We start from the raw sequence: 24,766 nt of genomic DNA, 5'->3' as shown, positions 1-24,766 counted from the left end.
GTGCTGGGGCTGCACGGCAGCCCCAGCTTCTCAGCCCCTGCCAATACCGGCAAATTTGCCCTGGGTATGCTCGGCCAGCACTGCGGCCGCCAACTCCACCTCAAGCCCTCGCCGTCCGGCACTGACATGGATGGTTGCAAAGTTCTGCGCCGAATCATCGATGAAGGTGCGCAGGCGTTTCTTTTGTCCCAGCGGGCTGATTCCACCCACCAGGTAGCCCGTAGCGCGCTGCGCCGCCGCCGGGTCGGCCATCTCGCACTTCTTCACCCCGGCAGCATGGGCCAGGGCCTTGAGGTCCAGGGTGCCTCCCACTGGCACCACCGCCACCAGCAACTCGCCTTTCTCGCTGCTCGCCAGCAACGTCTTGAATACCTGCTGCGGGTCCAGCCCAAGCTTCTCTGCCGCCTCCAGCCCATACGACGCCGACTTGGGGTCGTGTTCGTAACTGTGCACGCGATGCTCGGCACGATGCTTCTTCAATAGGTCTAGGGCGGGGGTCATGCAGGGGCTCCGGTCTGGGACGGCTCGGCGGCTACTTTAGGACAATTCCCACATGGCAGCCAGCGCACCGCAATCGCGCAGCTCTGGCACGGGCATCCGAAACCGATTTTAGCGGCCATTTCGTGACTGGTCGTTCACTTTCGACCTTTGACATCAGCGTTTCTTGTCTATATTTTTTCGTTTCTGAATACATGGTGCACGTTAAAGGTGCACTTCCCTGCTCGGTATCAATGGGGATGGACGCCGAGCTTTGCTGTCGAGCGCCAAGCGCCTCACAACAAAAACAACGAGGTCATACATGACGACTGCTCTACGCCAACCCACACTGTCCAGCCAATGCCTGGCCGAATTTCTCGGCACGGGCTTGCTGATATTCTTCGGCACCGGCTGCGTTGCCGCGCTCAAAGTCGCGGGCGCCAGCTTCGGCCTGTGGGAAATCAGTATCATCTGGGGTGTCGGGGTAAGCATGGCCATCTACCTCAGCGCCGGCATTTCCGGCGCGCACCTGAACCCGGCCGTGAGCATCGCCCTCACCCTGTTCGCCGGTTTCGACAAGCGCAAGCTGCCCTTCTACATGCTGGCCCAGGTGTGCGGCGCATTCTGTGGTGCAGCACTGGTCTACACCCTGTACAGCAACCTGTTCTTCGATTTCGAACAGGCGCACGCCATGCTACGCGGAAGCGAAGCCAGCCTGGAACTGGCGTCGGTGTTCTCCACCTACCCCCACCCCTCACTCTCCACCGGCCAGGCCTTCCTGGTCGAAGTGGTGATCACCGCTATCCTGATGGCTGTGATCATGGCCCTGACCGACGACAACAATGGCCTGCCGCGCGGCGCCGTGGCGCCGCTGCTGATCGGCCTGCTGATCGCCGTGATCGGCAGCGCCATGGGCCCGCTGACCGGGTTCGCGATGAACCCGGCCCGTGATTTCGGTCCAAAGCTCATGACATTCCTGGCGGGCTGGGGCGAAATTGCCTTCACCGGTGGGCGCAGCGTTCCTTACTTCCTGGTGCCGATCTTCGCGCCGATCGTTGGCGCCTGCGTGGGCGCCGCGGCCTATCGCGGCCTGATCGCCCGCAACCTGCCTGTTGCAACTGCCGAGCACCCTGAGACAAATGACAACCGCCAGGGCGATACTCAAGCCAGTTGATCGCGGCATCACACACAGCCCTGACCCCCTATTCTTGCAAGGCCTACGACCATGACAGACACCCAGGATAAGAACTACATCATCGCCCTGGACCAGGGCACCACCAGTTCGCGAGCGATCATTTTCGATCGTGACGCCAACGTGGTGGGTACCTCCCAGCGCGAGTTCGCCCAGCACTACCCGCAGGCGGGCTGGGTCGAACACGACCCGATGGAGATCTTCGCCACCCAAAGCGCGACCATGGTCGAAGCCTTGGCCCAGGCGGGCATCAGCCATGCGCAGGTTGCCGCGCTGGGCATCACCAACCAGCGCGAGACCACTGTGGTATGGGACAAGGAAACCGGGCGCCCTGTATACAACGCCATCGTCTGGCAGTGCCGCCGCAGCACCGAGATCTGCGCCCAGCTCAAGCGCGATGGCCATGAAGACTACATTCGCGAAGCCACGGGCCTGGTCACCGACCCGTACTTTTCCGGCACCAAGCTGAAATGGATCCTCGACAACGTTGAAGGCGCCCGTGAACGGGCCGAACGTGGCGAATTGCTGTTCGGCACCATCGATACCTGGCTGATCTGGAAATTTTCCGGTGGCAAGGTCCATGTCACCGACTACACCAATGCCTCGCGCACGCTGATGTTCAACATCCACAGCCTGCAGTGGGACGACAAACTGCTGGAGATCCTGGGCATCCCGCGGCAGATGCTGCCTGAGGTGCGGCCGTCGTCGGAAGTGTACGGCCACACCAAGAGCGGCATCGCCATCGCCGGTATCGCCGGTGACCAGCAGTCGGCCCTGTTCGGCCAGATGTGCGTGGCACCGGGCCAGGCCAAGAACACCTACGGCACCGGCTGCTTCCTGCTGATGAACACCGGCAGCCAGGCCGTGAAGTCTTCCCATGGTCTGCTCACCACCATTGCCTGCGGGCCACGGGGCGAAGTGGCCTATGCATTGGAAGGCGCCGTGTTCAATGGCGGCTCCACCGTGCAGTGGCTGCGTGACGAGCTGAAGATCGTCAACGACGCACTGGATACCGAGTACTTCGCCAGCAAGGTCAAGGACAGCAATGGCGTGTACCTGGTGCCGGCGTTTACCGGCCTGGGTGCACCGTACTGGGATCCCTACGCCCGTGGTGCGCTGTTTGGCCTGACCCGCGGCGTGAAGGTGGACCACATCATTCGTGCGGCCCTCGAGTCGATCGCCTACCAGACCCGCGACGTGCTCGACGCCATGCAACAGGACTGCGGCCAGCGCCTGTCCGAACTGCGCGTGGACGGTGGCGCAGTGGCCAACAACTTCCTCATGCAGTTCCAGGCAGACATCCTCGGCACCTGCGTGGAACGCCCGAAGATGCGTGAAACCACAGCCCTCGGCGCAGCATACCTGGCGGGCCTGGCCTGTGGCTTCTGGTGCGGCCTGGACGAGTTGCGCGACAAGGCCATCATCGAACGCGAGTTCAGCCCGCAGTTGGATGAAGCGCAGAAAGAAAAGCTGTACGCCGGCTGGAAGAAGGCCGTAGATCGCACCCGCGATTGGGAAGATCACGACGCCTGAGGGACCCTCAGCGATGCCGCGGTCCCGCCATGGGATCGCGGATCGCGGTTCGCAGCCCGGGCCAATGCGTCATAGCCCACTGGCCGTAGTCTCCGTCCTACGGCATCATTGCAGAATTTGTCCGGCAGCCCCAAAGGACCGCCCATGAATCTGCCCCCACGCCAACAACAAATCCTCGAACTGGTGCGAGAGCGCGGTTATGTCAGTATCGAGGAAATGGCGCAGCTGTTCGTCGTGACGCCACAAACCATCCGCCGTGACATCAACCAGTTAGCCGAACTCAACCTGCTGCGCCGCTACCACGGGGGTGCCGCTTACGATTCGAGCGTCGAAAATACCGCCTACGCCATGCGTGCCGACCAGATGCGCGACGAAAAGCAACGCATCGCCGAGGCCGTGGCCAGGCAAATACCCGACCATGCCTCGGTGTTCATCAACATAGGCACCACCACCGAATCCATCGCCCGGGCCCTGCTCAATCACAACCACCTGAAAGTCATCACCAACAACCTGCATGTGGCCGCCATTCTCGCGGCCAAGGATGATTTCGAGGTGCTGGTGGCAGGCGGCACGGTGCGCCGCGATGGCGGCGTGGTCGGCCAGGCCAGCGTCGATTTCATCAACCAGTTCAAGGTCGATTTCGCCCTGGTAGGGATCAGTGGCATTGACGAGGACGGCAGCCTGCTCGACTTCGACTACCAGGAAGTGCGGGTGTCCCAGGCCATCATCACCAATGCCCGCCAGGTTATCCTAGCCGCCGACTCCAGCAAGTTCGGGCGCAACGCCATGGTGCGCCTGGGTTCGATCAGCCTGGTGGATTGCCTGGTGACCGACCAGGCCCCCGCCCCCGCCCTGACTCAACTGCTCAACCAGTACAAGATCCGCATCGAAGTGGTGTAAACGCCCCACCGGCCATCGGGCTGTAACGCCCTCAGATCGAGCGCTGCGCGATCTGCGGGCGACTCGGTGCGCGAAGGGTTCAAGCGCATTTTCGTTAATGTTCATTTACTTGCCATGTGATCAGTTTTTTCTATGAAAACTGACTGGCAAGCGCCCTCCTGTTGCGCTAGTATTTTCGGAAACGAACATTAATGTTCATATTCGATATGAACAGTTTCAGGAGGCCTTGCCCGTGTCCCAGCCCGTTTCGTCCCAGCCAGCACTCGCCGACTGCTACGACATTGCCGTAATCGGCGGTGGCATCAATGGTGTCGGCATTGCCGCCGATGCCGCTGGCCGGGGCCTCAAGGTGTTCCTGTGCGAAAGGGACGACCTGGCCCAGCACACCTCATCGGCCAGCAGCAAACTGATCCACGGCGGCCTGCGCTACCTAGAGCACTACGAGTTTCGCCTGGTACGCGAAGCGCTGGCTGAACGTGAAGTGCTGCTGGCCAAGGCGCCACACATCGTCAAGCCCATGCGTTTCGTGCTGCCACACCGCCCGCACCTGCGCCCGGCCTGGATGATTCGCGCTGGCCTGTTCCTGTATGACCACCTGGGCAAGCGCAAGCGCCTGGGCGCCTCGCGCAGCCTGCGCTTTGGCCCGGGCTACCCGCTCAAACCGCAGATCACCCGCGGTTTCGAGTACGCCGACTGTGCAGTCGACGATGCCCGCCTGGTGGTGCTCAATGCCATGGCCGCCCGCGAACACGGCGCTCACATTCTGACCCGCACCCGCTGCCTGCGCGCCGAGCGTGTAGATGGCCTGTGGCAGGTAGACCTGCTGCATGCCGACGGCAAGCAACAGCGCATTCGGGCACGCGCCCTGGTCAATGCTGCCGGCCCTTGGGTGGCCAGTTTCATCAAGGACGACCTCAAGCTCGATGCGCCCTATGGCATTCGCCTGATCCAGGGCAGCCACCTGATCGTGCCGCGCCTGTATGAAGGCGAACACGCCTATATCCTGCAGAACGAAGACCAGCGCATTGTCTTCTGCATACCTTACCTGGAGCGCTTCACCCTGATCGGCACCACCGACCGGGAGTACAGCGGCGACCCGGCGAATGTCGCCATTACCGACCAGGAAACCCAGTACCTGCTCAACGTGGTCAATGCTCATTTCAACCATCAGCTAAGCCAGGCCGACATCCTGAATACCTATTCCGGGGTACGTCCGCTGTGCAACGACGAGTCGGACAACCCGTCGGCCGTCACCCGCGACTACACGCTGGCGCTGTCGGCAGAGGTCGGTCAGGCCCCGCTGCTGTCAGTATTCGGCGGCAAACTGACCACCTACCGCAAGCTGGCGGAATCGGCGATGGCCGAGCTGAAGCCCTTCTTCAGCCAGATGCGCGGCAGCTGGACGGCCACCGCGCCCCTGCCGGGTGGCGAACACATGACCACCGCACAAGCGCTGCTGGAGCAACTGTTGGCCCGCCATGGCTGGCTGCCGGTGGATATCGCCAAACGCTGGGCGAATACCTATGGCAACCGTGTCTGGCAACTGCTCGATGGCGTGAATGGCCCGGATGACCTCGGCCAGGCCATTGGCGGTGGGCTATTCGCTCGCGAAGTCGACTACCTTTGCGAGGCTGAGTGGGCGACGACCGCCGACGACATCCTGTGGCGCCGCACCAAATTGGGCCTGTTCACCCATGCAGCAGAACGCCTGGCCCTGGAAAACTACCTGCAACAAACCCGAGTCGGGCTTGCCCAGGGCAACGCCGCGTGATGCGGCGCTGCTGCGCAGGCTCAAAGCCTGCTGTGCAGCTCCTGCGCCAGGGTTAGCAGCAAGCGTCGCTCGGCCTGCTCGTATTCGTACTTGAGGGCCTTGCAACGCAGGGCGAAGGTCCAGTCGTCGATCTGCCCCTGGCTTACCTGCTCCTCGAGGCTTTCCATCCGATCATTGAGCGGTTGCAGTACGTGCTCGAAGCGCGCCGGGTGGCGCTCGCGGGCATGGACCTCCCAGAACGGCCGCTGCGCCAGGGAGCCAATCACTTGCTCAGGTGTCTCGTTTGCCAGAATCTGGTCGCGAGCACGCAGCAGGTCGCTGCTGGTGACATGGGCAAACCCTGGGTAGTGCATCTCATCGTGCTCGATGGGCAGGTCAAGGGTGGCACTCAACTTGAGCCGGTAGTACAGCCGGGTCTCGACCTCATCCACGCCGACCGTACGCTGCGCACGCAGGCGCTCGATGTGGCGCACGGCAAGCCGGTCGACTTCGTCCAGGCGCCAAAGCGAACGCCCCAGACGCCATAAACGCCCCTCCAGCCCCGCCGGCTCACCGCCTACCGCGCGCTCCACCATTACACCCAGCTCAAGCTGCTCCAACGTCAACAGCAGCCGGTCTTCACACGTCCTCGGGCCACCGGCTTCAGCGAACAGGCGCACACGCACAGCCTCATGTTGCTCGCAGAACTCCAGAATGCGCCAGATACGCGCGCGGTAACGCGCCGGCGCCAGGTCGAAATCTTCCGCCCCCGCGAAGTCCGCCAGAAACCGAAACAGGTCGGCGGCGCCACGCTCTGCGCCTAACGCGTCGTAGATGGCGCGCCAGCGCATCCGTTGTTGTGCCTCGGCCGTACCGGCCAAGCGCTCGAACAAGGCGTCGTCAACAGGCCGGTGCTGACGCATGCGGCCAGCACCGGGTTGCGTTGCCCTGGCCTGCTCAAGCAGGGCTTCGTCGGCCTCGTCGAGCGGGTTATCGTGCAGTGCCTGATCTTCCAGTTGCAGGCGCAGCCGTGCCAGGTCCTGGCGCAACTGACGGATACGGTTGTCACGCAGATCGACCCTGGCTCGCCAGGACACCGCCTCGGGCATGTGCTCAAGGCCGGTGGACCTCAGCCGCACTTCGCGCAGGTAGCGCAGTGTGGTCAACACCGGCGCACGCCCCAGCGGGTTGTGGCTCAAGTCCAGAAGCTGCAGGTTGCGCACCTGCACCAGGCGGCCCTCACCGCCACTGTCCAGCACGATATGGTTACGCGACAGCGTCAACGTCCTGAGCTGCTCCAGGCTTTCCAGCCCTGCCGGAATCGCGGTCAGCCGATTGCGCGACAGGTCCAGTTCCACCAGGTTGCCAAAGCGCAGCAGGAAGTCTTCGTCGATTGCAGTAAGGCCGCTGTCCCGAAGGTACAAACGTTTGACATGATCGAAACGGATGCCCTGCGGAAGCTGTGGCAAGCTGCCGAAGTGCTCGCCATCCAGGTCCAGTACGTAATCGCCCGATACATTGACCACCTTGCGCCTCCAGCAGCGGCGCAGGGCGGTCTCCAACCGACGTCGCCTCACGCCCTGCAGCGGGTTGCTGGCGGCCTGGCGCCACTGGCGCAAGCAAGTGCGCAGCTGTGCCAGGTGCTCTTGCAGTTGCGTGTAGTGCTCCCACAACCCTGCATCTCCATCGTTGACGTTCAGCAGGTAGGCCTGTATCTCATCGTCGCTCAGGGTGGGAAAAATCTGCTGAATGCCCCGCCGGATTGCTTGCCGTTCGCCGCTTCCGCGCCCGCTGAGGGGGTAACCCAGGCGCCCATCGCCGAAACGCCGGGGTGGGCGGAAGGCGCTGTGCACAGGCTGCATGCCGCACCATGTGGCGGCCTGTTCCCGGTCACTTGCGGCACTGCGCAACAACCACTGGCCGAAGGCTTCTTCACCCAGGCCACCATTGCCCAGCTCTGCCAACTGCGCCTCATCCAGACTCGTCAGCAATGCCCACTGCAAGCTGTGGGAACGCGCCGATCGTGAACTGCGGTAACCGTCGCCGCGCCTGAAGATGTATTGCACCTGCTCGGCGCCCTCACTGCCGGCACTGGCCAGCAGCGCCCCCCGCGCAGTGCGCTCACGAAGCTCCAGCCTTAGCGTCGGCGGCCAGGCAAGCCGTTCACCCAAGACCCCGAAAGCGATCCGCTCGCTGTCGGCGTTGACTGCACGCGGCAGGTACAAGCCGGCACACGCGCGGTCCAGCCGGCGTTCACGCAGTTGCCAGCGTGCCCGCTCGGCCAGCGCCAACGGCATGCGTTGCCGTTCCAGCAATTGCTCCCGCTCGACGCCGCTGCACTGCGCCATCAACTCAACCAGCTGACGCCTCGACAAACCGGGGAACGCCCTGGCCAACAGGCTGCTGCCGTGCTCCGCCACGCTATCGGCAAGCTGCTGCTCCAAGGCCGGGCCGGCCAGGTCGGGGAAGCGCTCATGGGCCCGGTAGACATCCAGCGCATCATACAGCCGTGCCGGGGCATCCACCTGTTCCAGATGCAGGCGCCGCAGCCGGGCTTCACTCAACCCCGTGGCCTGCAACAGGTAATCCGCAGCGGCATCGGGTACGCCGGCAAGCCTTGAACTCAGCCGCCTGACCAACTGGCCGGCCCCCTGCCAGTCCCCTGGCCGCTCCAGCTCATGGCGCCAACCATCGCCACCGTTACTTTCGAGCCTGGGCTGCCAGGCTTCGCCACGCGATGCGTGGCGAATTCGCGTGCTGCCATGCACCGGATCCTCGCTCACCCGGTACATGGCCCCGTCCAGGTGCCATACCCACTCATGCAGGTCATCTCCAGGGCTCCAGTCAATCGAATACCCCGGCAAGTTCGCTGCAACCAAACCAGCCTTTCCGGCCTGGTCACGCATCGGCTGCAGCGCGTCCACGAACGGCACGCGCTGCAGGTAGTGCCGCACCACGGAAGCCCCGGTGGCGATCAGCGCACCCGCAATCACGGTTTGCGCAACACCGAACACATGATCCATGGCACCCTGCCGGTCGCCGATACGCCAGTCCTGGTAGCCTTCGTACACTTCCCCGGCCAACTCCACCGCCGTGTAGGCCAACAAGCCCTCGCCCAGCACCGGAACGAACATGCCTGCCAGGTTCAAGAGGTTCAGGCCCAGTTCCCGATAGGCGTGCAGCCGAGCATCGCGCTCCTGTTCATCGAGGTCTGCGGTAGGTACGGCCAGCACGTGGGCATCATCGAGCAGTTTGTCTATCTGCAACCCACGCAGATGGCTGAACAGCGATGTGTCGATGGCCAGGTGCCTGCCATCGAGCTCAGGCACCTGGTGCGCCGCACTTGCCTCTATCCGCTCCTCGAGCAGTTGCTGAAAGCCAACCCGGTCGCGCTCGCTGATGAAGCGGCTGAAGAACCGGCGGTAGGGTGCCGTCGTCAGGCGCCGGGCCAATGCCCGGAACACGTCTTCCCAGGACCGATAGACGCGAACCGGAGACTGCGGGTCATTCGGTACCCAGACGCATACACCCTGCAGGTCCGCACCCACCGCCGGCCGCAGCTCCAGTGTCACCACGCCTCGCACACATTTGCCCAGCAGGTACAACTGGCGTGGTGCGACCTCACCCGGCACCGCCGGCACCGTGGGTAAGGCGGTAATACAGGGCAACAGCAAGCGGTAGCTGTTCTCGTCCAAGTCACCTTTGAGCAATGCGCAGCGCACTGCCACTTCCAGGTCGGCGCGGGCGTTTTCCTCGAAACACCGGTGTACAGCGGCCTTGGCCGAGCCAGGTGCAGCACCTGGGGCATCGTCCGGCGCCAGGCACTGGCGCAAGATGGCCTGGTAGCGCCCGCCCACATCGGCCTCGCGGCAGCGCCCGGCGAATACCTCGTAACCCACCGGCACGTGCTCGCCCTTTGCGTCCAGTAGCCAGCCCCGGCGGCTGGGCGACGGGCGCGTGTCGACGATATGGAAATTGTGCAGTACCGCCGCCAGCAACGGCGTGGAAGATCGTTGCATGTGCCGGCGAATGGGCCACCCCGGCGCCATCGGCGGCAATGTAACGGTGCGCTCGATACCCACATGGCTACGGCGCAAGTCCGTGATCGTCAGGTCGGCACGGTTCAATACCTGGTTCAAACGGGTAGCTGCGAACTCATCCAATGCCGGAATGGCTTGCAGGATTCGGTACAGCGAATGGGTCGCTTCTTCCTGGGCGTGCAGCGCGCGGCGCAAGGCAAGCAGCCAGTCGATATTGCCATGGGCCACCAGCCATGCAGGCAGGCGCCGGGCAATCAGGGTATCGATCGATTCAGCGGGAAACAATGGCTCGGTCATCGGTTCAGCTCCAGCGACAAGGGCGCCGAGTCAACCAGCCCTCCAGCCAGAGGCTGAGGTACACCCATAGCCCCAACCTGGGTTCGTGCAGCGAGCCCGCCTGAGCAAACAATCGGTTTTCCGACCGTAGCAACCAGGATAGTTCGGAAAACCGAACGAAAGCCCGAGGTAGACGCACTCCGCCAGGGCCCCGAGCGCCCGGACGATCAGGTTTTTTGCTCGTCAAACCCGTTTGGCACGACTCATGCTCTACACTCTTCAATCGAATGCACAGCGCTTCGCTGTATTCGTTGAACGAAAGAGTCCGCCAACGGCTCCATAAAAAAAACAAACACGTCGAGGAAAATTTGATGCGTATCGTTCGTCATCTGTTGGGCGCCACCATTGCCGCTGCGATCATTGCTTCGCCAGCCATGGCCGAAGAACTGACCGGCACCCTCAAGAAGATCAAGGACTCGGGCACCATCACCCTGGGCCACCGCGACTCTTCCATTCCATTTTCCTACCTGGCCGGCAAACCCGAGCCCGTGGGCTACTCGCATGACATTCAGCTGGCTGTCGTCGATGCCCTGAAAAAACAACTGGGCACGGACATCAAGGTCCGCTACAACCTGGTCACCTCGCAGACCCGTATCCCGCTGGTGCAAAACGGCACCGTCGACCTGGAATGCGGCTCCACCACCAACAACGTCGAGCGCCAGCAGCAAGTCGGCTTCTCGGTCGGCATCTTCGAAGTCGGTACCCGCCTGCTGACCAAGGTCAAGGACGGTCAACCTGCATACAAGGACTTCCCGGACCTGGCTGGCAAGAACGTGGTGACCACCGCCGGCACCACCTCCGAGCGCATTCTCAAGGCGATGAACGCCGACAAGCAGATGAAGATGAACGTGATTTCCGCCAAGGACCACGGTGAAGCCTTCAACATGCTCGAAAGCGGCCGCGCCGTAGCCTTCATGATGGACGACGCCCTGCTCGCCGGTGAAATGGCCAAGGCGCGCAAGCCGGCAGACTGGGTCATCACCGGTACCCCGCAGTCGTATGAAATCTACGGCTGCATGGTGCGCAAGGGTGACGAGGCGTTCAAGAAAGCGGTCGACGATGCCATCGTTGCCTATTTCAAGTCGGGCGAAGTCAACAAGAGCTACGACAAGTGGTTCCAGCAACCGATCCCGCCAAAAGGCCTGAACCTGCAGTTCCCGATGAGCGATGAGCTGAAAAAACTGATCGCCGAGCCTACCGACAAGGCCGCGGACGAGAAGCAGTCCTGATCCTCAGATAACGGCCTGGTGCTCGACAGCACGAATCAAACCCTGCAGGCCACTCATTAGTGTCTAACCTTTCATCCGAGGGCGCCCAGCGCCCCCGGATGTACCAAGGTGCCCGTGAAACAACCGTCTGAGGGGAAATCCCGATGAATTACAACTGGGACTGGAGCGTGTTCTTCAAGTCCACCGGCGTGGGCAGCGAGACTTATCTCGACTGGTACATCACCGGCCTGGGCTGGACCATCGCCATCGCCATCTCCGCCTGGATCATCGCCTTGCTGCTGGGCTCGGTGCTCGGCGTCATGCGCACCGTGCCGAACCGCCTGGTATCGGGCATCGCCACCATCTACGTGGAGCTGTTCCGCAATGTGCCGCTGCTGGTGCAGCTGTTCATCTGGTACTTCCTGGTGCCAGACCTGCTGCCCGAAGGCCTGCAGGAATGGTTCAAGCAAGACCTCAACCCGACCACCTCGGCGCTGATCAGTGTGGTCATCTGCCTGGGCCTGTTCACTGCCGCCCGTGTCTGCGAGCAAGTGCGCACCGGCATCCAGGCGCTGCCGCGCGGCCAGGAATCCGCGGCCCGCGCCATGGGTTTCAGCCTGCCGCAGATCTACACCAACGTGCTGCTGCCCCAGGCCTACCGGATCATCATTCCGCCGCTCACCTCCGAATTTCTCAACGTGTTCAAGAACTCCTCGGTGGCCTCGCTGATCGGCCTGATGGAGCTGCTGGCGCAAACCAAACAGACCGCCGAATTTTCCGCCAACCTGTTCGAGGCGTTCACCCTGGCCACGCTGATCTACTTCACCCTGAACATGGGGCTGATGCTGCTGATGCGCATGGTCGAGAAGAAAGTCGCCGTGCCTGGCCTGATTTCCGTGGGGGGCAAGTAAATGGACATGGATTTCAGCGAAATCATCCCGGCCCTGCCCGCCCTGTGGGAAGGCATGCTCATGACCTTGCAACTGATGGTCATGGGTGTGGTGGGCGGTATCGTGCTGGGCACCATCCTGGCGCTCATGCGGCTGTCATCGAGCAAGCTGCTGTCGCGGCTGGCCGGGGCATACGTCAACTATTTCCGCTCGATCCCGCTGCTGCTGGTGATCACCTGGTTCTACCTGGCGGTACCGTTCGTTCTGCGCTGGATCACCGGCGAGGACACCCCGGTGGGTGCCTTCACCTCGTGCGTGGTGGCGTTCATGATGTTCGAAGCCGCCTACTTCTGTGAAATCGTCCGCGCCGGCGTGCAATCGATCTCCAAGGGCCAGATGGGCGCCGCCCAGGCCCTGGGCATGACCTACAGCCAGACCATGCGCCTGATCATCCTGCCGCAGGCGTTTCGCAAGATGACCCCGCTGTTGCTGCAACAGAGCATCATCCTGTTCCAGGATACCTCGCTGGTCTACACCGTGGGCCTGGTGGACTTCCTCAACTCGGCACGCTCCAACGGCGACATCATCGGGCGCTCCCATGAGTTCCTGATCTTCGCCGGGGTCGTGTACTTCCTCATCAGCTTCTCCGCTTCGTGGCTGGTCAAGCGCCTGCAAAAAAGGATCACCGTATGATTTCCATCAAGAACGTCAACAAGTGGTACGGGGACTTCCAGGTACTGACCGACTGCAGCACCGAGGTCAAGAAAGGTGAAGTGGTGGTGGTGTGCGGCCCATCGGGTTCGGGCAAGTCCACCCTCATCAAGTGCGTCAATGCCCTGGAGCCGTTCCAGAAAGGCGATATCGTGGTTGATGGCACCTCGATCGCCGACCCCAAGACCAACCTGCCGAAGCTGCGTTCGCGGGTGGGCATGGTGTTCCAGCACTTCGAACTGTTCCCCCATCTGAGCATCACCGAAAACCTGACCATCGCCCAGCGCAAGGTACTGGGCCGCAGTGAGGCGGAGGCCACCAAGAAAGGCCTGGCCCTGCTCGACCGCGTCGGCCTTGGCGCCCATGCCAAGAAGCACCCGGGCCAGCTGTCGGGTGGCCAGCAACAGCGCGTGGCGATTGCCCGTGCACTGTCGATGGACCCGATCGTCATGCTGTTCGACGAGCCGACTTCGGCGCTGGACCCGGAGATGGTCAACGAAGTACTGGACGTGATGGTGGAGCTTGCCCACGAGGGCATGACCATGATGTGCGTGACCCACGAAATGGGCTTCGCCCGCAAAGTGGCCAACCGCGTGATCTTCATGGACAAGGGCCACATCATCGAAGACTGCCAGAAGGAGGCGTTCTTCGGCGACCCGACTGCCCGCCACGAACGCACCCAGCACTTCCTCAGCAAGATCCTGCAACACTGATTTTGCTTCATTGAACCGGTCGGCGCCGCTGCCCAATCGGGCAGCAGGCGCTGGTCGTGACAAGGCCACTGTGATGAAATGCGATCCTTCGCTTCTTCTCCCTGCCAAGCCTGCCGTGAAATCCCGCCTGCTCCGCCAATTGCTGCTGCCACCACTGATCATTTTGCTGATGGTCGGCCTGGGTATGGCTGGCTACCTGATCAGCGAGAGCAACGGTATCCGCACCCTCAGCGAAAACGGTGAACGCCAGCTGGAGCTGCACGCGCGCACGGTCGAAAGCGAGATCAGCAAATACACCTACCTGCCGAGCCTGCTGGAGCTGGAAGACAGCGTCTCGCACCTGCTCACCGACCCGGATGGCGGTTCGCGCCAGGCGGTCAACGAATACCTCGAAGGCCTGAACCGGCGCAGCCGCAGCCGGGCAATTTTCGTGCTCGATACCAATGGCCGGGTCCAGGCCACCAGCAACTGGCGCGATGCCGATTCGTTCCTGGGCGAAGACCTGTCGTTCCGCGCCTATTTCCAGACTGCCGTACGCGGCGAACCTGGGCGCTTCTACGGCATCGGCAGTACCACGGGCGAGGCTGGCTACTACTTGGCCCACGGGCTGGAGGAACACGGCAAGATCATTGGCGTGGCAGTGATCAAGGTACGCCTGGATACCCTGGAAGAGCGTTGGCAGCGGGCGCGCCTGGAGGCATTCGTCAGCGACGAGAACGGCATCATCATCCTTTCCAGCGACCCTGCCAGGCGCCTGAAGTCGGTACGCCCGCTGACCGCGCAAACCAAGGAACGGCTGGCGCGCAGCCTGCAGTATTACTGGTGGCCGTTGAACGAGTTGCAGCCCCTGGCCCGCGAGACCCTGGCCGATGGCGTGGAAAAACTGACCTTCCCCGCCAACAGCGAGACTGCCCACGGCGAGCCCCACGAAGTGGCCTACCTGGCCCAGACCCGCCGGCTGGTCGACACGCCCTGGCATTTCACCCTGCTCACCCCGCTGCAGGACCTGCGCCGCGAATCCATGGTCCAGGGCATTCTGGTGGGGGTCGCCTTCGCCCTGCTGGCCATCCTCGGCATCGCCTGGAACGAGCGGCGCAAAGTCATCGCCACCCGCCTGGCCGCACGCGAGGCGCTGGAGGAAGCCAACAGCCAGCTGGAGCGACGGATTACCGAACGCACCGCCGACCTGCGTGCCAGCAACGAACGCCTGAAAGGCCAGATTCGCGAGCGCCGGCACGCCGAACAAACGCTGCGCCACGCCCAGGACGAGCTGGTGCAGGCCGGCAAGCTGGCAGCCATCGGGCAGATGTCCACCAGCATCGCCCACGAGCTGAACCAGCCGCTGGCTGCCTTGCGTACGCTGTCTGGCAACACGGTGCGCTTCCTCGAACGCGGGGCGCTGGAAACCGCCAGCACCAACCTGCGCACCATGAACGACCTGATTGACCGCATGGGCCGCATCACTGCCAGCCTGCGCTCGTTCGCCCGGCGCAGCGACGACAGTGGCCAGGCTTCCCTGGCCAAGGCGATTGAAGCCGCCTTGCAAGTACTGGGCAACCGCATCAGCGCCTGCCACTTGCAGCTGCACAACCACTACGAGGACCAGCAACTGGCCATCGACCAGACCCGACTGGAGCAAATCCTGGTCAACCTGATCGGCAACGCCCTCGATGCCATGGCTGCGCAGCCACAGCCCGAACTGTGGCTGGAGGGCGAAGTGCAGGGCGACAAATACCGTTTGCAGGTGCGTGACAATGGCCACGGCATCGACGCCGAGGCGCGCAAGCACCTGTTTGAACCTTTCTTCACCACCAAACCGGGCGAACACGGCCTGGGCCTGGGCCTGACCCTGTCGGCGAGCCTTGCGGCTGCGGCCAAGGGCAGCCTCAACGTCGAGCACCCCGTCACCGGCGGGAGCGCCTTCGTCCTGGCCCTGCCCCTGGTTTCGCCCCCTAACGAATCGGCAGAGCACCCATGAACCAAGCGCCTCTTACCGTCCTGATCGTCGAAGACGACCCGCATGTGCTGCTCGGCTGCCAGCAGGCACTGGCCCTGGAGGACATCGCCTGCGAAGGTGTGGGCAGTGCCGAGCAGGCGCTGGAGCGCATCGGCGACGATTTCGCTGGTATCGTCGTCAGCGATATCCGCCTGCCCGGCATCGACGGCCTGGAGCTGCTCAACCGCCTGAAGGCCCGCGACCGCAGCCTGCCGGTGGTACTGATCACCGGCCACGGTGACATCGACATGGCCGTTGGTGCCATGCGCAATGGTGCCTACGACTTCATGGAAAAGCCGTTCTCCCCGGAACGCCTGGTCGACGTGGTGCGCCGCGCCCTGGAGCAACGGGGGCTGTCGCGCGAAGTGGTTGCCTTGCGCCGCCAGCTGGCCGAACAGAGCAGCCTGGAAGGCCGTATCATCGGCCGCTCGCCGGCCATGGAGCACCTGCGCGAGCTGATTGCCAATGTGGCCGACACCTCGGCCAACGTGCTCATCGAGGGCGAGACCGGCACCGGCAAGGAACTGGTCGCACGCTGCCTGCATGACTTCAGCCGTCGCCAGGGCCAGCCCTTCGTGGCACTGAACTGCGGCGGCCTGCCGGAAAACCTGTTCGAGACCGAGATTTTTGGCCACGAGGCCAACGCCTTCACCGGTGCCGGCAAGCGCCGTATCGGCAAGATCGAACACGCCAATGGCGGCACGCTATTCCTCGACGAGGTGGAGAGCATGCCGATCAACCTGCAGATCAAGCTGCTGCGCGTCTTGCAGGAGCGCACCCTGGAACGGTTGGGGTCAAACCAGAGCATTGCCGTGGATTGCCGGGTGATTGCGGCAACCAAGGCCGACCTCGATAGCCTGGGCCAAAGCGGTCAGTTCCGCAGCGACCTGTACTACCGGTTGAACGTGGTGACCCTGGAGCTGCCACCGCTGCGCGAGCGCCGCGAAGACATCCTGCAATTGTTCGAGCACTTCCTGCAGCAATCGGCCCTGCGCTTCGATCGGGAAACACCGACCCTGGACAGCCAGACCCTGTCCCGCCTCCTCGCCCACGACTGGCCAGGCAATGTGCGGGAACTGCGCAACGTGGCCGAACGCTACGCCCTGGGCCTGCCGGCGTTCAAGAAAGGGCCCAGCGGGGGGGCCAGCCAAGGCCTGGGCTTTGCCGAGGCAGTGGAGGCGTTCGAACGCAACCTGCTCAGCGATGCGCTGCAACGCACCGGCGGCAACCTCAGCCAGGCCAGCCAGGAGCTGGGCATGGCCAAGACCACGCTGTTCGACAAGGTCAAAAAATACGGCCTCGGTTGACCTCAACAACGGTGTGAAGCGCCTGCGGCGCGGGTACTCGGGCCCCAGTGGGTGTGGGGCCAGCCGCAGGCGGTGCGGCGCTACGCCCAGTCGACAGCGTTGCCAACATGAGCGAAACTCAACTCATTGCTTCGTTCACCCCATTCACACCCCGGAGTCAGCAGTGCTGGAGATCCGCCACCTGAAAACCCTTCATGCCTTGCGCGAGGCCGACAGCCTTGTGGAAGCCGCCGAGCGCCTGCATCTGACCCAGTCGGCGCTGTCTCACCAGTTCAAGGAGCTGGAAGAACGCCTGGGCCTGCCGCTGTTCGTACGCAAGAGCAAGCCGATACGCTTTACCAGCGCCGGGCTGCGCCTGCTGCAACTGGCCGATGCCACCCTGCCGTTGCTACGGGGTGCCGAACGCGACATCGCACGCCTGGCCGGCGGTACGGCCGGGCGCCTGCACATGGCAATCGAATGCCACAGCTGTTTCCAGTGGCTGATGCCGACCATCGACCAGTTCCGCGATGCCTGGCCGGAAGTCGAGCTGGACCTGGCCTCCGGCTTCGCCTTTGCACCCTTGCCAGCCCTGGCCCGTGGTGACCTTGACCTGGTGGTGACCTCCGACCCGGTGGACCTGGCCGGCATCACCTACGTGCCGCTGTTCACCTACGAAGCCATGCTGGCGGTCGCCAACCAGCATGCGCTGGCCAGCAAGCCGTATATCGTGCCCCAGGACCTGCTCGACCAGACCCTGATCACCTACCCGGTGGAGCGCGACCGCCTGGACATCTTCACCCGCTTCCTGGAACCGGCCGACATCGAGCCGGCCGCTGTGCGCACCTCGGAGCTGACGGTAATGATGATGCAACTGGTCGCCAGCGGCCGGGGCGTCTGCGGCATGCCGCACTGGGCTTTGCATGAGTACAGCGCGCGGGGTTATGTGAAAGGCAAGCGCCTGGGCGAGAAAGGCCTGTTTGCCACGCTTTACGCCGCTGTACGCACCGACATGCTCGATGCGCCGTACATGCGCGACTTTCTGCTGACCGCCAAGGACACCTCCTTCGCCACCCTCGACGGCGTCAGCGCGGTGCGTTGAGCAACTGGCGGTACAGCGGCAGGATCAGGTCGCGGGTCAAGGGCGCCAGTGGCTGGTCTGGCGCCTGATCTGCAGCCAGCCATACCACCTCCTCGATTTCTGCCGCCGGGACCACGGCAGCGGCGCTGTCGACTCGAAACAGCTCGGCTTGCACCTCGAAGCCGGGCTCATTGGCGGCCGTGGCACTGAACTGGCCCAGGTACACGGCCTGGGCCGGGTCGATGTGCAGGCCCAATTCCTCGTGCAGTTCGCGCACCAGTGCCTGCAGCGCCGTTTCACCCGCATCGATCTTGCCCCCCGGCTGCATGAAGGCTTCGGTGCCACGCTTGCGCACCAGCAAGGTGCGCCCCTGCGGGTCGAGCAACAGGGCGGCGGCGATGCGAATGGTATTGGGCATGGGCTGAACTCGCTGGCAACAATGGCCGGGGAGGATCCCACGGGCTCGCTTGGGCTGACAAGGCCATTGTCGCGTGTGCCGGCCAGACGAACGGCCCCTTGCCAAAGCGCCCGTGCCCCTCCATAACCAACCCATGAACCTGCCCGCCCAACAGCACCCGGTGCTCGAACTGTTCCACCCCGCCGTACGCACCTGGTTCGGCCGCCACTTCGCAACCGTTACCGATGCCCAGGCCCAGGCCTGGCCCTTGGTCCATGGCGGCCAGTCGATGCTGTTGGCCGCACCCACCGGCTCGGGCAAGACCCTGAGCGCGTTCCTGGCCGTGCTCGATGAACTGTTCTGCCAGGGCCTGGCGCAGCAGGGCCAGCTGCCGGCGCAGACCCAGGTGGTCTATGTTTCGCCGCTCAAGGCGCTGTCCAATGACATCCGCGTCAACCTGCAAGCCCCGCTCGAGGGTATCAGCCAGGCCCTGGCAGAACAGGGCCTGGCTGCACCCCGCATCACTACCGCCGTGCGCACCGGCGATACACCGCAAAAAGAACGCGCCGCCATGCGCAAGCTGGCACCGCACATTCTGGTAACGACCCCTGAATCCCTGTATGTACTGATGGGTTCGGCGTCTGGTCGTGAAGGCCTGCGCAACGTGCATACGGTAATCGTCGACGAGATCCACGCCTTGGCCGGCAACAAGCGCGGGGCGCATCTGGCACTGACCCTGGAACGTTTGCAGGCCCTGGCAGGCCGGCCCTTGCGCCGTATTGGCCTGTCTGCCACACAGCGCCCGGTGGCGCGGGTGGCGCAGTTTCTGGTCGGGAGCGGCCGGCCCTGCGCGGTTGTCGATGTTGGCCATGCCCGGCCACGCGACCTGGCCATCGAGCTGCCGCCGGTACCGCTGGGGGCGGTCATGGCCACCGATGTCTGGGGCCTGGTCTACGACCGCCTGGCAGCCCTGGCCCGCGAGCATCGCACCACCCTGGTATTCGTCAACACCCGGCGCCTGGCTGAGCGCATCACCCGCCACCTCAGCGACCGCCTGGGCAAGGATGTCGTGGCCGCGCACCATGGCAGCCTGGCCAAGGAGCTGCGCCTGAGCGCCGAGCAACGGCTCAAGCACGGCCAGTTGCAGGTGCTGGTGGCCACCGCGTCACTGGAGCTGGGCATCGACATTGGCGACATCGACCTGGTCTGCCAGGTTGCCTCGCCGGGTTCGATTGCCGCCTTCCTGCAACGGGTTGGCCGCGCCAGCCACCAGGTCGATGGCGTGCCCAAAGGGCGCTTGTTCCCGACATCGCGTGACGACCTGATCGAGTGCGTGGCCCTGCTCGACTGCGTACGCCGGGGGGAACTGGAGGCGCTGCACATACCCCGGGCGCCCCTGGACGTGCTGGCCCAGCAGATCGTCGCCGAAGCCTGCAACCAGCCGTGGCACGAACAGGCGTTGTTCGACTGCCTGCGCCAGGCCACACCCTATGCCCACCTCGACCAGCAGCACTACCAGGCCTTGCTGCGCATGCTTGCCGAGGGCTACAACGGCCGCCAGGGCGTACGCAGTGCCTACCTGCACCGCGATGCGGTAAGCGGCACATTGCGGGGCCGCCGCGGCAGCCAGCTGACCGCGCTGACCAGTGGCGGCACCCTTCCGGACAATGCCGACTACAGCGTATTGCTGGAGCCGCAGGCGCTGAACATTGGCAGCGTCAATGAAGACTTCGCGGTGGAGAGCATCGCAGGCGACATCTTCCAGCTGGGCAATGCCTCGTACCGCATTCTGCGCGTCGAGTCGGGCCGGGTTCGGGTGGAGGATGCCCAAGGGCTGCCGCCCACCATTCCGTTCTGGCTCGGCGAGGCCCCTGGCCGCAGCGACGAACTGTCCGCTGCCGTGGCCAGGCTGCAGGCACAGCTTGACCAGCAGCTGACGCTGGCCGACGGCGATACCCGCGCGGTGTCGGCATGGTTGCAGGGTACGTTCGAGCTGGGCGAAGACTGCGCCGAGCAGTTGCTCGACTACCTGGCCCGTACCCGCGACGTGCTCGGTGCCCTGCCCTCGCAGGAAACGTTGGTGATGGAGCGTTTCTTCGATGCCTCCGGCGGCACCCAGCTGATCATCCATTCGCCCTACGGCAGCCGCATCAATCGCGCCTGGGGCCTGGCCTTGCGCAAACGCTTCTGTCGTACCTTCAATTTCGAACTGCAGGCGGCCGCCAGCGAGGACGCCATCGTGCTGTCGCTGTCCACCAGCCACAGTTTCGACCTCGACGAGGTCTGGCGTTACCTGAAAAGCGGCACCGCAGAAGCCCTCCTCATACAGGCCGTGCTCGAAGCGCCACTGTTCGGTGTGCGCTGGCGCTGGAACGCCAGTGTCGCCATGGCCCTGCCGCGCTTCGTGGGCGGGCGCAAAGTAGCGCCGCAAATCCAGCGCATGAAAAGCGAAGACCTGGTTGCCGCGGTGTTTCCCGACCAGATCGCCTGCCTGGAAAATATCGCCGGCGAGCGGCAGATACCCGAGCACCCGCTGGTCGAGCAGACCCTCGACGACTGCCTGCACGAGGCCCTGGATTGCACGGGCTGGCTGGCCCTGTTGAGGCGTATGGAAAGCGGGGCGGTACGCCTGCTGTGCCGCGATCTGCCTGCGCCATCGCCGCTGGCGTCGGCCATTCTCAATGCCCGGCCTTATACGTTCCTCGACGACGCACCGCTGGAAGAGCGGCGTACCCAGGCGGTGCTCAACCGGCGCTGGAACGAGGTGCACAGCAGTGACGACCTGGGCGCACTGGACGCCGACGCCATCGCTGCCGTGGCCGCCGAGGCCTGGCCGCAGCCGCGCAATAGCGACGAAATGCACGAAACCTTGATGAGCCTGGGCGCCATCAGCCAGGCGCAGGTCAGCGCCAACCCTGGTTGGAACCTGTTCCTCAGGCAACTGGCCAAGGCCGGCCGCGCCTTGCGCCTGCCCCGAGAGCAGTTGTGGCTGGCCCGCGAGCGCCTGAACCTGCTGCAGGCGATCTACCCGGCGACGCCCCTCGAACCGGCGCTGGAACAGTTGCCTGGCTTCGACCAGCCCATCGAGCCCGACAATGCCCTGGGCGAACTGCTGCGTGGCCGCCTGAGCGCCCATGGCCCACAGACGCTGGTACAGATCGCCGCGCCGTTGGGCATGCCGCCGCAGGCAGTCGAACAGGCCCTGGCCCGCCTGGAAGCCGAAGGTTATGTGCTGCGCGGCTATTTCAGCCCGGCCGCCAGCGAGCTGCAATGGTGCGAACGCCATTTGCTGGCACGCATCCACCGCTACACGGTCAAGCGCTTGCGTCGCGAAATCGAGCCGGTCAGCCTGCAGGACTTCATGCGTTTTCTGTTCGACTGGCAGCACCTGGCACCTGACACGCGGCTGCGTGGCCCGCAGGCTGTAGCCGAGGTGCTTGGGCAGTTGCAGGGCTTCCCCAGTGCAGCCGCAGCCTGGGAGGCCGAACTGCTGCCCGCACGCATCCACGACTACAGCCCCCACTGGCTCGATGATGCGTGCCGCAGCGGGCAATTCGCCTGGAGCCGGCTGGCCGCGAGCCGCTCAGGCAGCACCTTGTCGAGCACCCCGCTGGTGTTGCTGCCTCGGGAGCACCTGGGGCTGTGGCGCAGCCTGGCGCCCGCGCCTGCCGTACAGAGCCTTGGCGCACGGGCGCAGCGGGTACATGAGGTGCTGCAGGCTCAGGGCGCGTTGTTCTTCGACGAACTGACCCACGATGCCCGCCTGCTACCCAGCGAACTGGAAACAGCGTTGCAGGAACTGGTGGGTGCCGGCCTGGTAGGTGCCGACAGCTTCACTGGCCTGCGCAGCCTGATCGCCCCGGCGGCGAAACGCGCTTCACGCACCCGCTGGCGCGGCCATGCACCGTTGTCCAGCAGCATGTCCCATGCCGGGCGCTGGGCATTGCTGCGCCAGGGCACGGCGGATGACAGCCAGCGCCTGGAGCACATCGCCCACGCCCTGCTAAGGCGCTATGGCGTGGTGTGCTGGCGGCTGCTGGAGCGCGAGAGCGATGTACTGCCACCGTGGCGGGAACTGCTGCGCTGCTACCACCGGCTGGAGGCACGCGGTGAGATCCGCGGGGGGCGCTTCATTGCCGGGTTGGCCGGTGAACAATTTGCCTTGCCGGAGGCGGTCGGGTTACTGCGCCAGGTACGCCGGCGCGAGGCGGACGGCGCACTGCAGGTGGTCAGTGCCAGTGACCCGCTGAACCTGATCGGCTCGTTGCTGCCGGGGGTGAAGGTGCCGGCGGTGAGCGGCAACCGCCTGCTGTACCGCGACGGCGTGCCAGTGGCCAAGCGCGTGGCCGGGCGCCCTGTGTACCTGAGCGAGGCGCCCGTGCACGAGCAGGAAAGCTGGCGACAGAAGCTGCTGCGCGGGGCACCGTAAACAGCCTGCCCTGCCGAGCATGGGCCAGGGCTGCTGAGGCTTGGCGTGGCGAGAATGATTTTCGCTACCCCGATTTTAATTTGCAGCGCCCGGCAACTTGGCTATGGTCGGGGTTTGCCCCCAGGCCCTGAGCCTGACCGCGCCATCGCAAGGACCCCGTATGAGCCTGTCACTTCTCAGCCGCTATGCCTTCTTCGCCGCCTGTGTCCTGTTCACCTTGGCGAGCCTGCCCTTCAGCCAGCATGAATGGCTGTGGCCCTTCACCCTGACCGCCGGCGTTCTCAGCCTGATCGGGCTGTTCGACCTGCTGCAGCAGCGCCACGCCGTGCGCCGCAACTACCCCATCCTGGGCAACATCCGCTACCTGGTAGAGGCCATCCGCCCGGAGATCCGCCAGTACCTGCTGGAGTCCGACAGCGACGCACTGCCGTTCTCCCGTGCGCAGCGCTCGCTGGTGTATGCCCGGGCCAAGAACGAAGCTTCCGACAAACCGTTCGGCACCTTGATCGATGTGTACCAGTCCGGCTTCGAGTTCATTGGCCACTCCATGCGCCCGGCACCGTTGGCCGACCCGGCCAGCTTCCGCATCATCATTGGTGGGCCGCAGTGCAGCCAGCCGTATTCGGCCTCGATTTTCAACATCTCGGCCATGAGCTTCGGCTCGCTCAGCGCCAACGCTATCCGCGCGCTCAACCAGGGCGCCAAACTGGGCAACTTCCACCATGACACTGGCGAAGGCAGCATCAGCCCGTACCACCGTGAACACGGTGGTGACCTGGTATGGGAACTGGGCAGCGGCTACTTTGGCTGCCGCACCGCGGACGGGCGTTTCGACCCTGAGCGCTTCGCCGCACAAGCCCGTAGCCCGCAGGTGCGCATGATCGAAGTGAAGATGAGCCAGGGCGCCAAGCCTGGCCATGGCGGCATCCTGCCCAAGCACAAGGTCACCCAGGAAATTGCCGAGACCCGTGGCGTGCTGATGGGCGAAGACTGCATTTCGCCATCACGGCACAGCGCCTTTTCCACCCCCATCGAGATGATGCAGTTCATCGCCCAGCTACGCGAACTGTCCGGCGGCAAGCCGGTGGGTTTCAAGTTCTGCCTGGGCCACCCGTGGGAGTTCATGGGCATCGCCAAGGCCATGCTGGAGACCGGTATCCTGCCGGATTTCATCGTCGTCGATGGCAAGGAAGGCGGCACCGGCGCGGCGCCGGTGGAATTCACCGATCACATTGGCGTGCCCCTGCGTGAGGGGTTGCTGTTCGTGCACAACACCTTGGTCGGGCTGAACCTGCGCGACAAGATCAAGCTGGGCGCCAGCGGCAAGATCGTCAGCGCCTTCGATATCGCCAGCGTACTGGCCATTGGCGCCGACTGGGCCAACTCGGCGCGCGGCTTCATGTTCGCCATTGGCTGCATCCAGTCGCAAAGCTGCCACACCAACAAATGCCCCACTGGCGTGGCCACGCAAGACCCGCTGCGCCAACGCGCACTGGTAGTACCGGACAAGGCCCAGCGGGTGTTGAACTTCCACCACAACACCTTGCGCGCGCTGGCAGAAATGCTGGCGGCGGCTGGCCTGGAACACCCTGCACAGCTGGAGGCCAAGCACTTGGTGCGCCGCATCTCGGCCACCGAGATCAAGCTGTTCTCGCAGATGCATGTGTTCCTCAAGCCGGGCGAGCTGCTCACCGGCGAGGTGGATGGCCAGTTCTACTCGCGCATGTGGCAGCTGGCCAGGGCCGACAGCTTCGAGCCGCACAGTGAGGTGGCGGCCTGACGCGCCCCGGGGGCTGCTTGGCAGCCCTGCTGCGATCCCTGTGGGAG

Annotated in this window: 16 protein-coding genes; 13 read left to right on the top strand and 3 right to left on the bottom strand. The window is 64.1% G+C overall.

Features of this window, described 5'->3' with window-relative positions; all coding sequences use genetic code 11:
* Positions 1-30 precede the first annotated feature (30 nt).
* The gene (ybaK, locus tag GYA94_RS01430; RefSeq protein WP_009684551.1) at positions 31-501 is read right to left on the bottom strand and encodes a Cys-tRNA(Pro) deacylase; all 471 of its coding nucleotides are present in this window, start codon (positions 499-501) and stop codon (positions 31-33) included.
* 298 nt (positions 502-799) lie between these two features.
* Between ybaK and GYA94_RS01425 the strand changes: the two genes are divergently transcribed.
* The 4 genes from GYA94_RS01425 (at position 800) to glpD (ending at position 5,873) form a co-directional block, all read left to right on the top strand.
* Complete coding sequence (locus GYA94_RS01425) at positions 800-1,651, top strand: MIP/aquaporin family protein (RefSeq protein ID WP_110679157.1); 852 nt, start codon at positions 800-802, stop codon at positions 1,649-1,651.
* A gap of 51 nt (positions 1,652-1,702) precedes the next feature.
* Positions 1,703-3,202, top strand: coding sequence for a glycerol kinase GlpK (glpK, locus tag GYA94_RS01420; protein ID WP_029887758.1), 1,500 nt, complete (start codon positions 1,703-1,705; stop codon positions 3,200-3,202).
* 144 nt (positions 3,203-3,346) lie between these two features.
* Positions 3,347-4,102 carry a DNA-binding transcriptional repressor GlpR gene (gene glpR / locus GYA94_RS01415; protein ID WP_009684548.1) on the top strand — a complete coding sequence of 252 codons (756 nt, stop codon included), beginning with the start codon at positions 3,347-3,349 and terminating at the stop codon, positions 4,100-4,102.
* A 232-nt stretch (positions 4,103-4,334) separates the two neighbouring features.
* The gene (gene glpD / locus GYA94_RS01410) at positions 4,335-5,873 is read left to right on the top strand and encodes a glycerol-3-phosphate dehydrogenase (RefSeq protein WP_161891674.1); all 1,539 of its coding nucleotides are present in this window, start codon (positions 4,335-4,337) and stop codon (positions 5,871-5,873) included.
* Between the two features lie 20 nt (positions 5,874-5,893).
* Here the strand turns inward: glpD and GYA94_RS01405 are convergent, their stop codons facing one another.
* A complete protein-coding gene (locus GYA94_RS01405) occupies positions 5,894-10,189 on the bottom strand; it encodes an NEL-type E3 ubiquitin ligase domain-containing protein (RefSeq protein ID WP_161891673.1) in 4,296 nt (1,431 codons plus the stop codon).
* 350 nt (positions 10,190-10,539) lie between these two features.
* On the opposite strand from GYA94_RS01405, the gene GYA94_RS01400 reads away from it, so the two are divergent.
* From GYA94_RS01400 to metR, 7 genes are all read left to right on the top strand, one after another.
* Positions 10,540-11,457, top strand: coding sequence for a glutamate/aspartate ABC transporter substrate-binding protein (locus tag GYA94_RS01400; protein WP_054913617.1), 918 nt, complete (start codon positions 10,540-10,542; stop codon positions 11,455-11,457).
* Between the two features lie 143 nt (positions 11,458-11,600).
* On the top strand, positions 11,601-12,347 hold the full coding sequence (locus GYA94_RS01395) for an amino acid ABC transporter permease (RefSeq protein WP_054904046.1): 747 nt from the start codon (positions 11,601-11,603) through the stop codon (positions 12,345-12,347).
* Positions 12,348-13,019, top strand: coding sequence for an amino acid ABC transporter permease (locus tag GYA94_RS01390; protein WP_009684543.1), 672 nt, complete (start codon positions 12,348-12,350; stop codon positions 13,017-13,019). It begins immediately after the preceding gene.
* The gene (locus GYA94_RS01385; RefSeq protein WP_009684542.1) at positions 13,016-13,750 is read left to right on the top strand and encodes an amino acid ABC transporter ATP-binding protein; all 735 of its coding nucleotides are present in this window, start codon (positions 13,016-13,018) and stop codon (positions 13,748-13,750) included. The genes GYA94_RS01390 and GYA94_RS01385 overlap by 4 nt, the downstream gene beginning before the upstream one ends.
* Positions 13,751-13,823: 73 nt before the next feature.
* Positions 13,824-15,728, top strand: a complete 1,905-nt coding sequence (gene aauS, locus GYA94_RS01380; protein ID WP_161891672.1) for a two-component sensor histidine kinase AauS — start codon at positions 13,824-13,826, stop codon at positions 15,726-15,728.
* Positions 15,725-17,053 (top strand): two-component response regulator AauR, encoded by a 1,329-nt coding sequence (aauR, locus tag GYA94_RS01375; RefSeq protein ID WP_009684540.1) that lies wholly within the window; start codon positions 15,725-15,727, stop codon positions 17,051-17,053. Before aauS ends, aauR begins: the two co-directional genes overlap by 4 nt.
* Before the next feature lie 163 nt (positions 17,054-17,216).
* Positions 17,217-18,134: a transcriptional regulator MetR gene (gene metR, locus GYA94_RS01370; RefSeq protein WP_054911927.1), complete on the top strand. Its 918-nt coding sequence runs from the start codon at positions 17,217-17,219 to the stop codon at positions 18,132-18,134.
* On the opposite strand, the gene GYA94_RS01365 is transcribed toward metR, so the two are convergent.
* On the bottom strand, positions 18,118-18,531 hold the full coding sequence (locus tag GYA94_RS01365; RefSeq protein WP_161891671.1) for an NUDIX hydrolase: 414 nt from the start codon (positions 18,529-18,531) through the stop codon (positions 18,118-18,120). The genes metR and GYA94_RS01365 overlap by 17 nt on opposite strands.
* A 133-nt stretch (positions 18,532-18,664) precedes the next feature.
* Here GYA94_RS01365 and GYA94_RS01360 point away from each other — a divergent pair, with 133 nt between their 5' ends.
* Entirely contained in the window at positions 18,665-22,939 is a 4,275-nt protein-coding gene (locus GYA94_RS01360) for a DEAD/DEAH box helicase (RefSeq protein WP_161891670.1), read from the top strand.
* A 160-nt stretch (positions 22,940-23,099) separates the two neighbouring features.
* Positions 23,100-24,719: an FMN-binding glutamate synthase family protein gene (locus GYA94_RS01355; RefSeq protein WP_054904042.1), complete on the top strand. Its 1,620-nt coding sequence runs from the start codon at positions 23,100-23,102 to the stop codon at positions 24,717-24,719.
* Positions 24,720-24,766: the final 47 nt, after the last annotated feature.

The organism is Pseudomonas juntendi, from assembly GCF_009932375.1.
GTDB classification, from domain to species: Bacteria; Pseudomonadota; Gammaproteobacteria; order Pseudomonadales; family Pseudomonadaceae; genus Aquipseudomonas; species Aquipseudomonas juntendi.
This window is presented reverse-complemented; position numbering and strand designations above follow the sequence as displayed.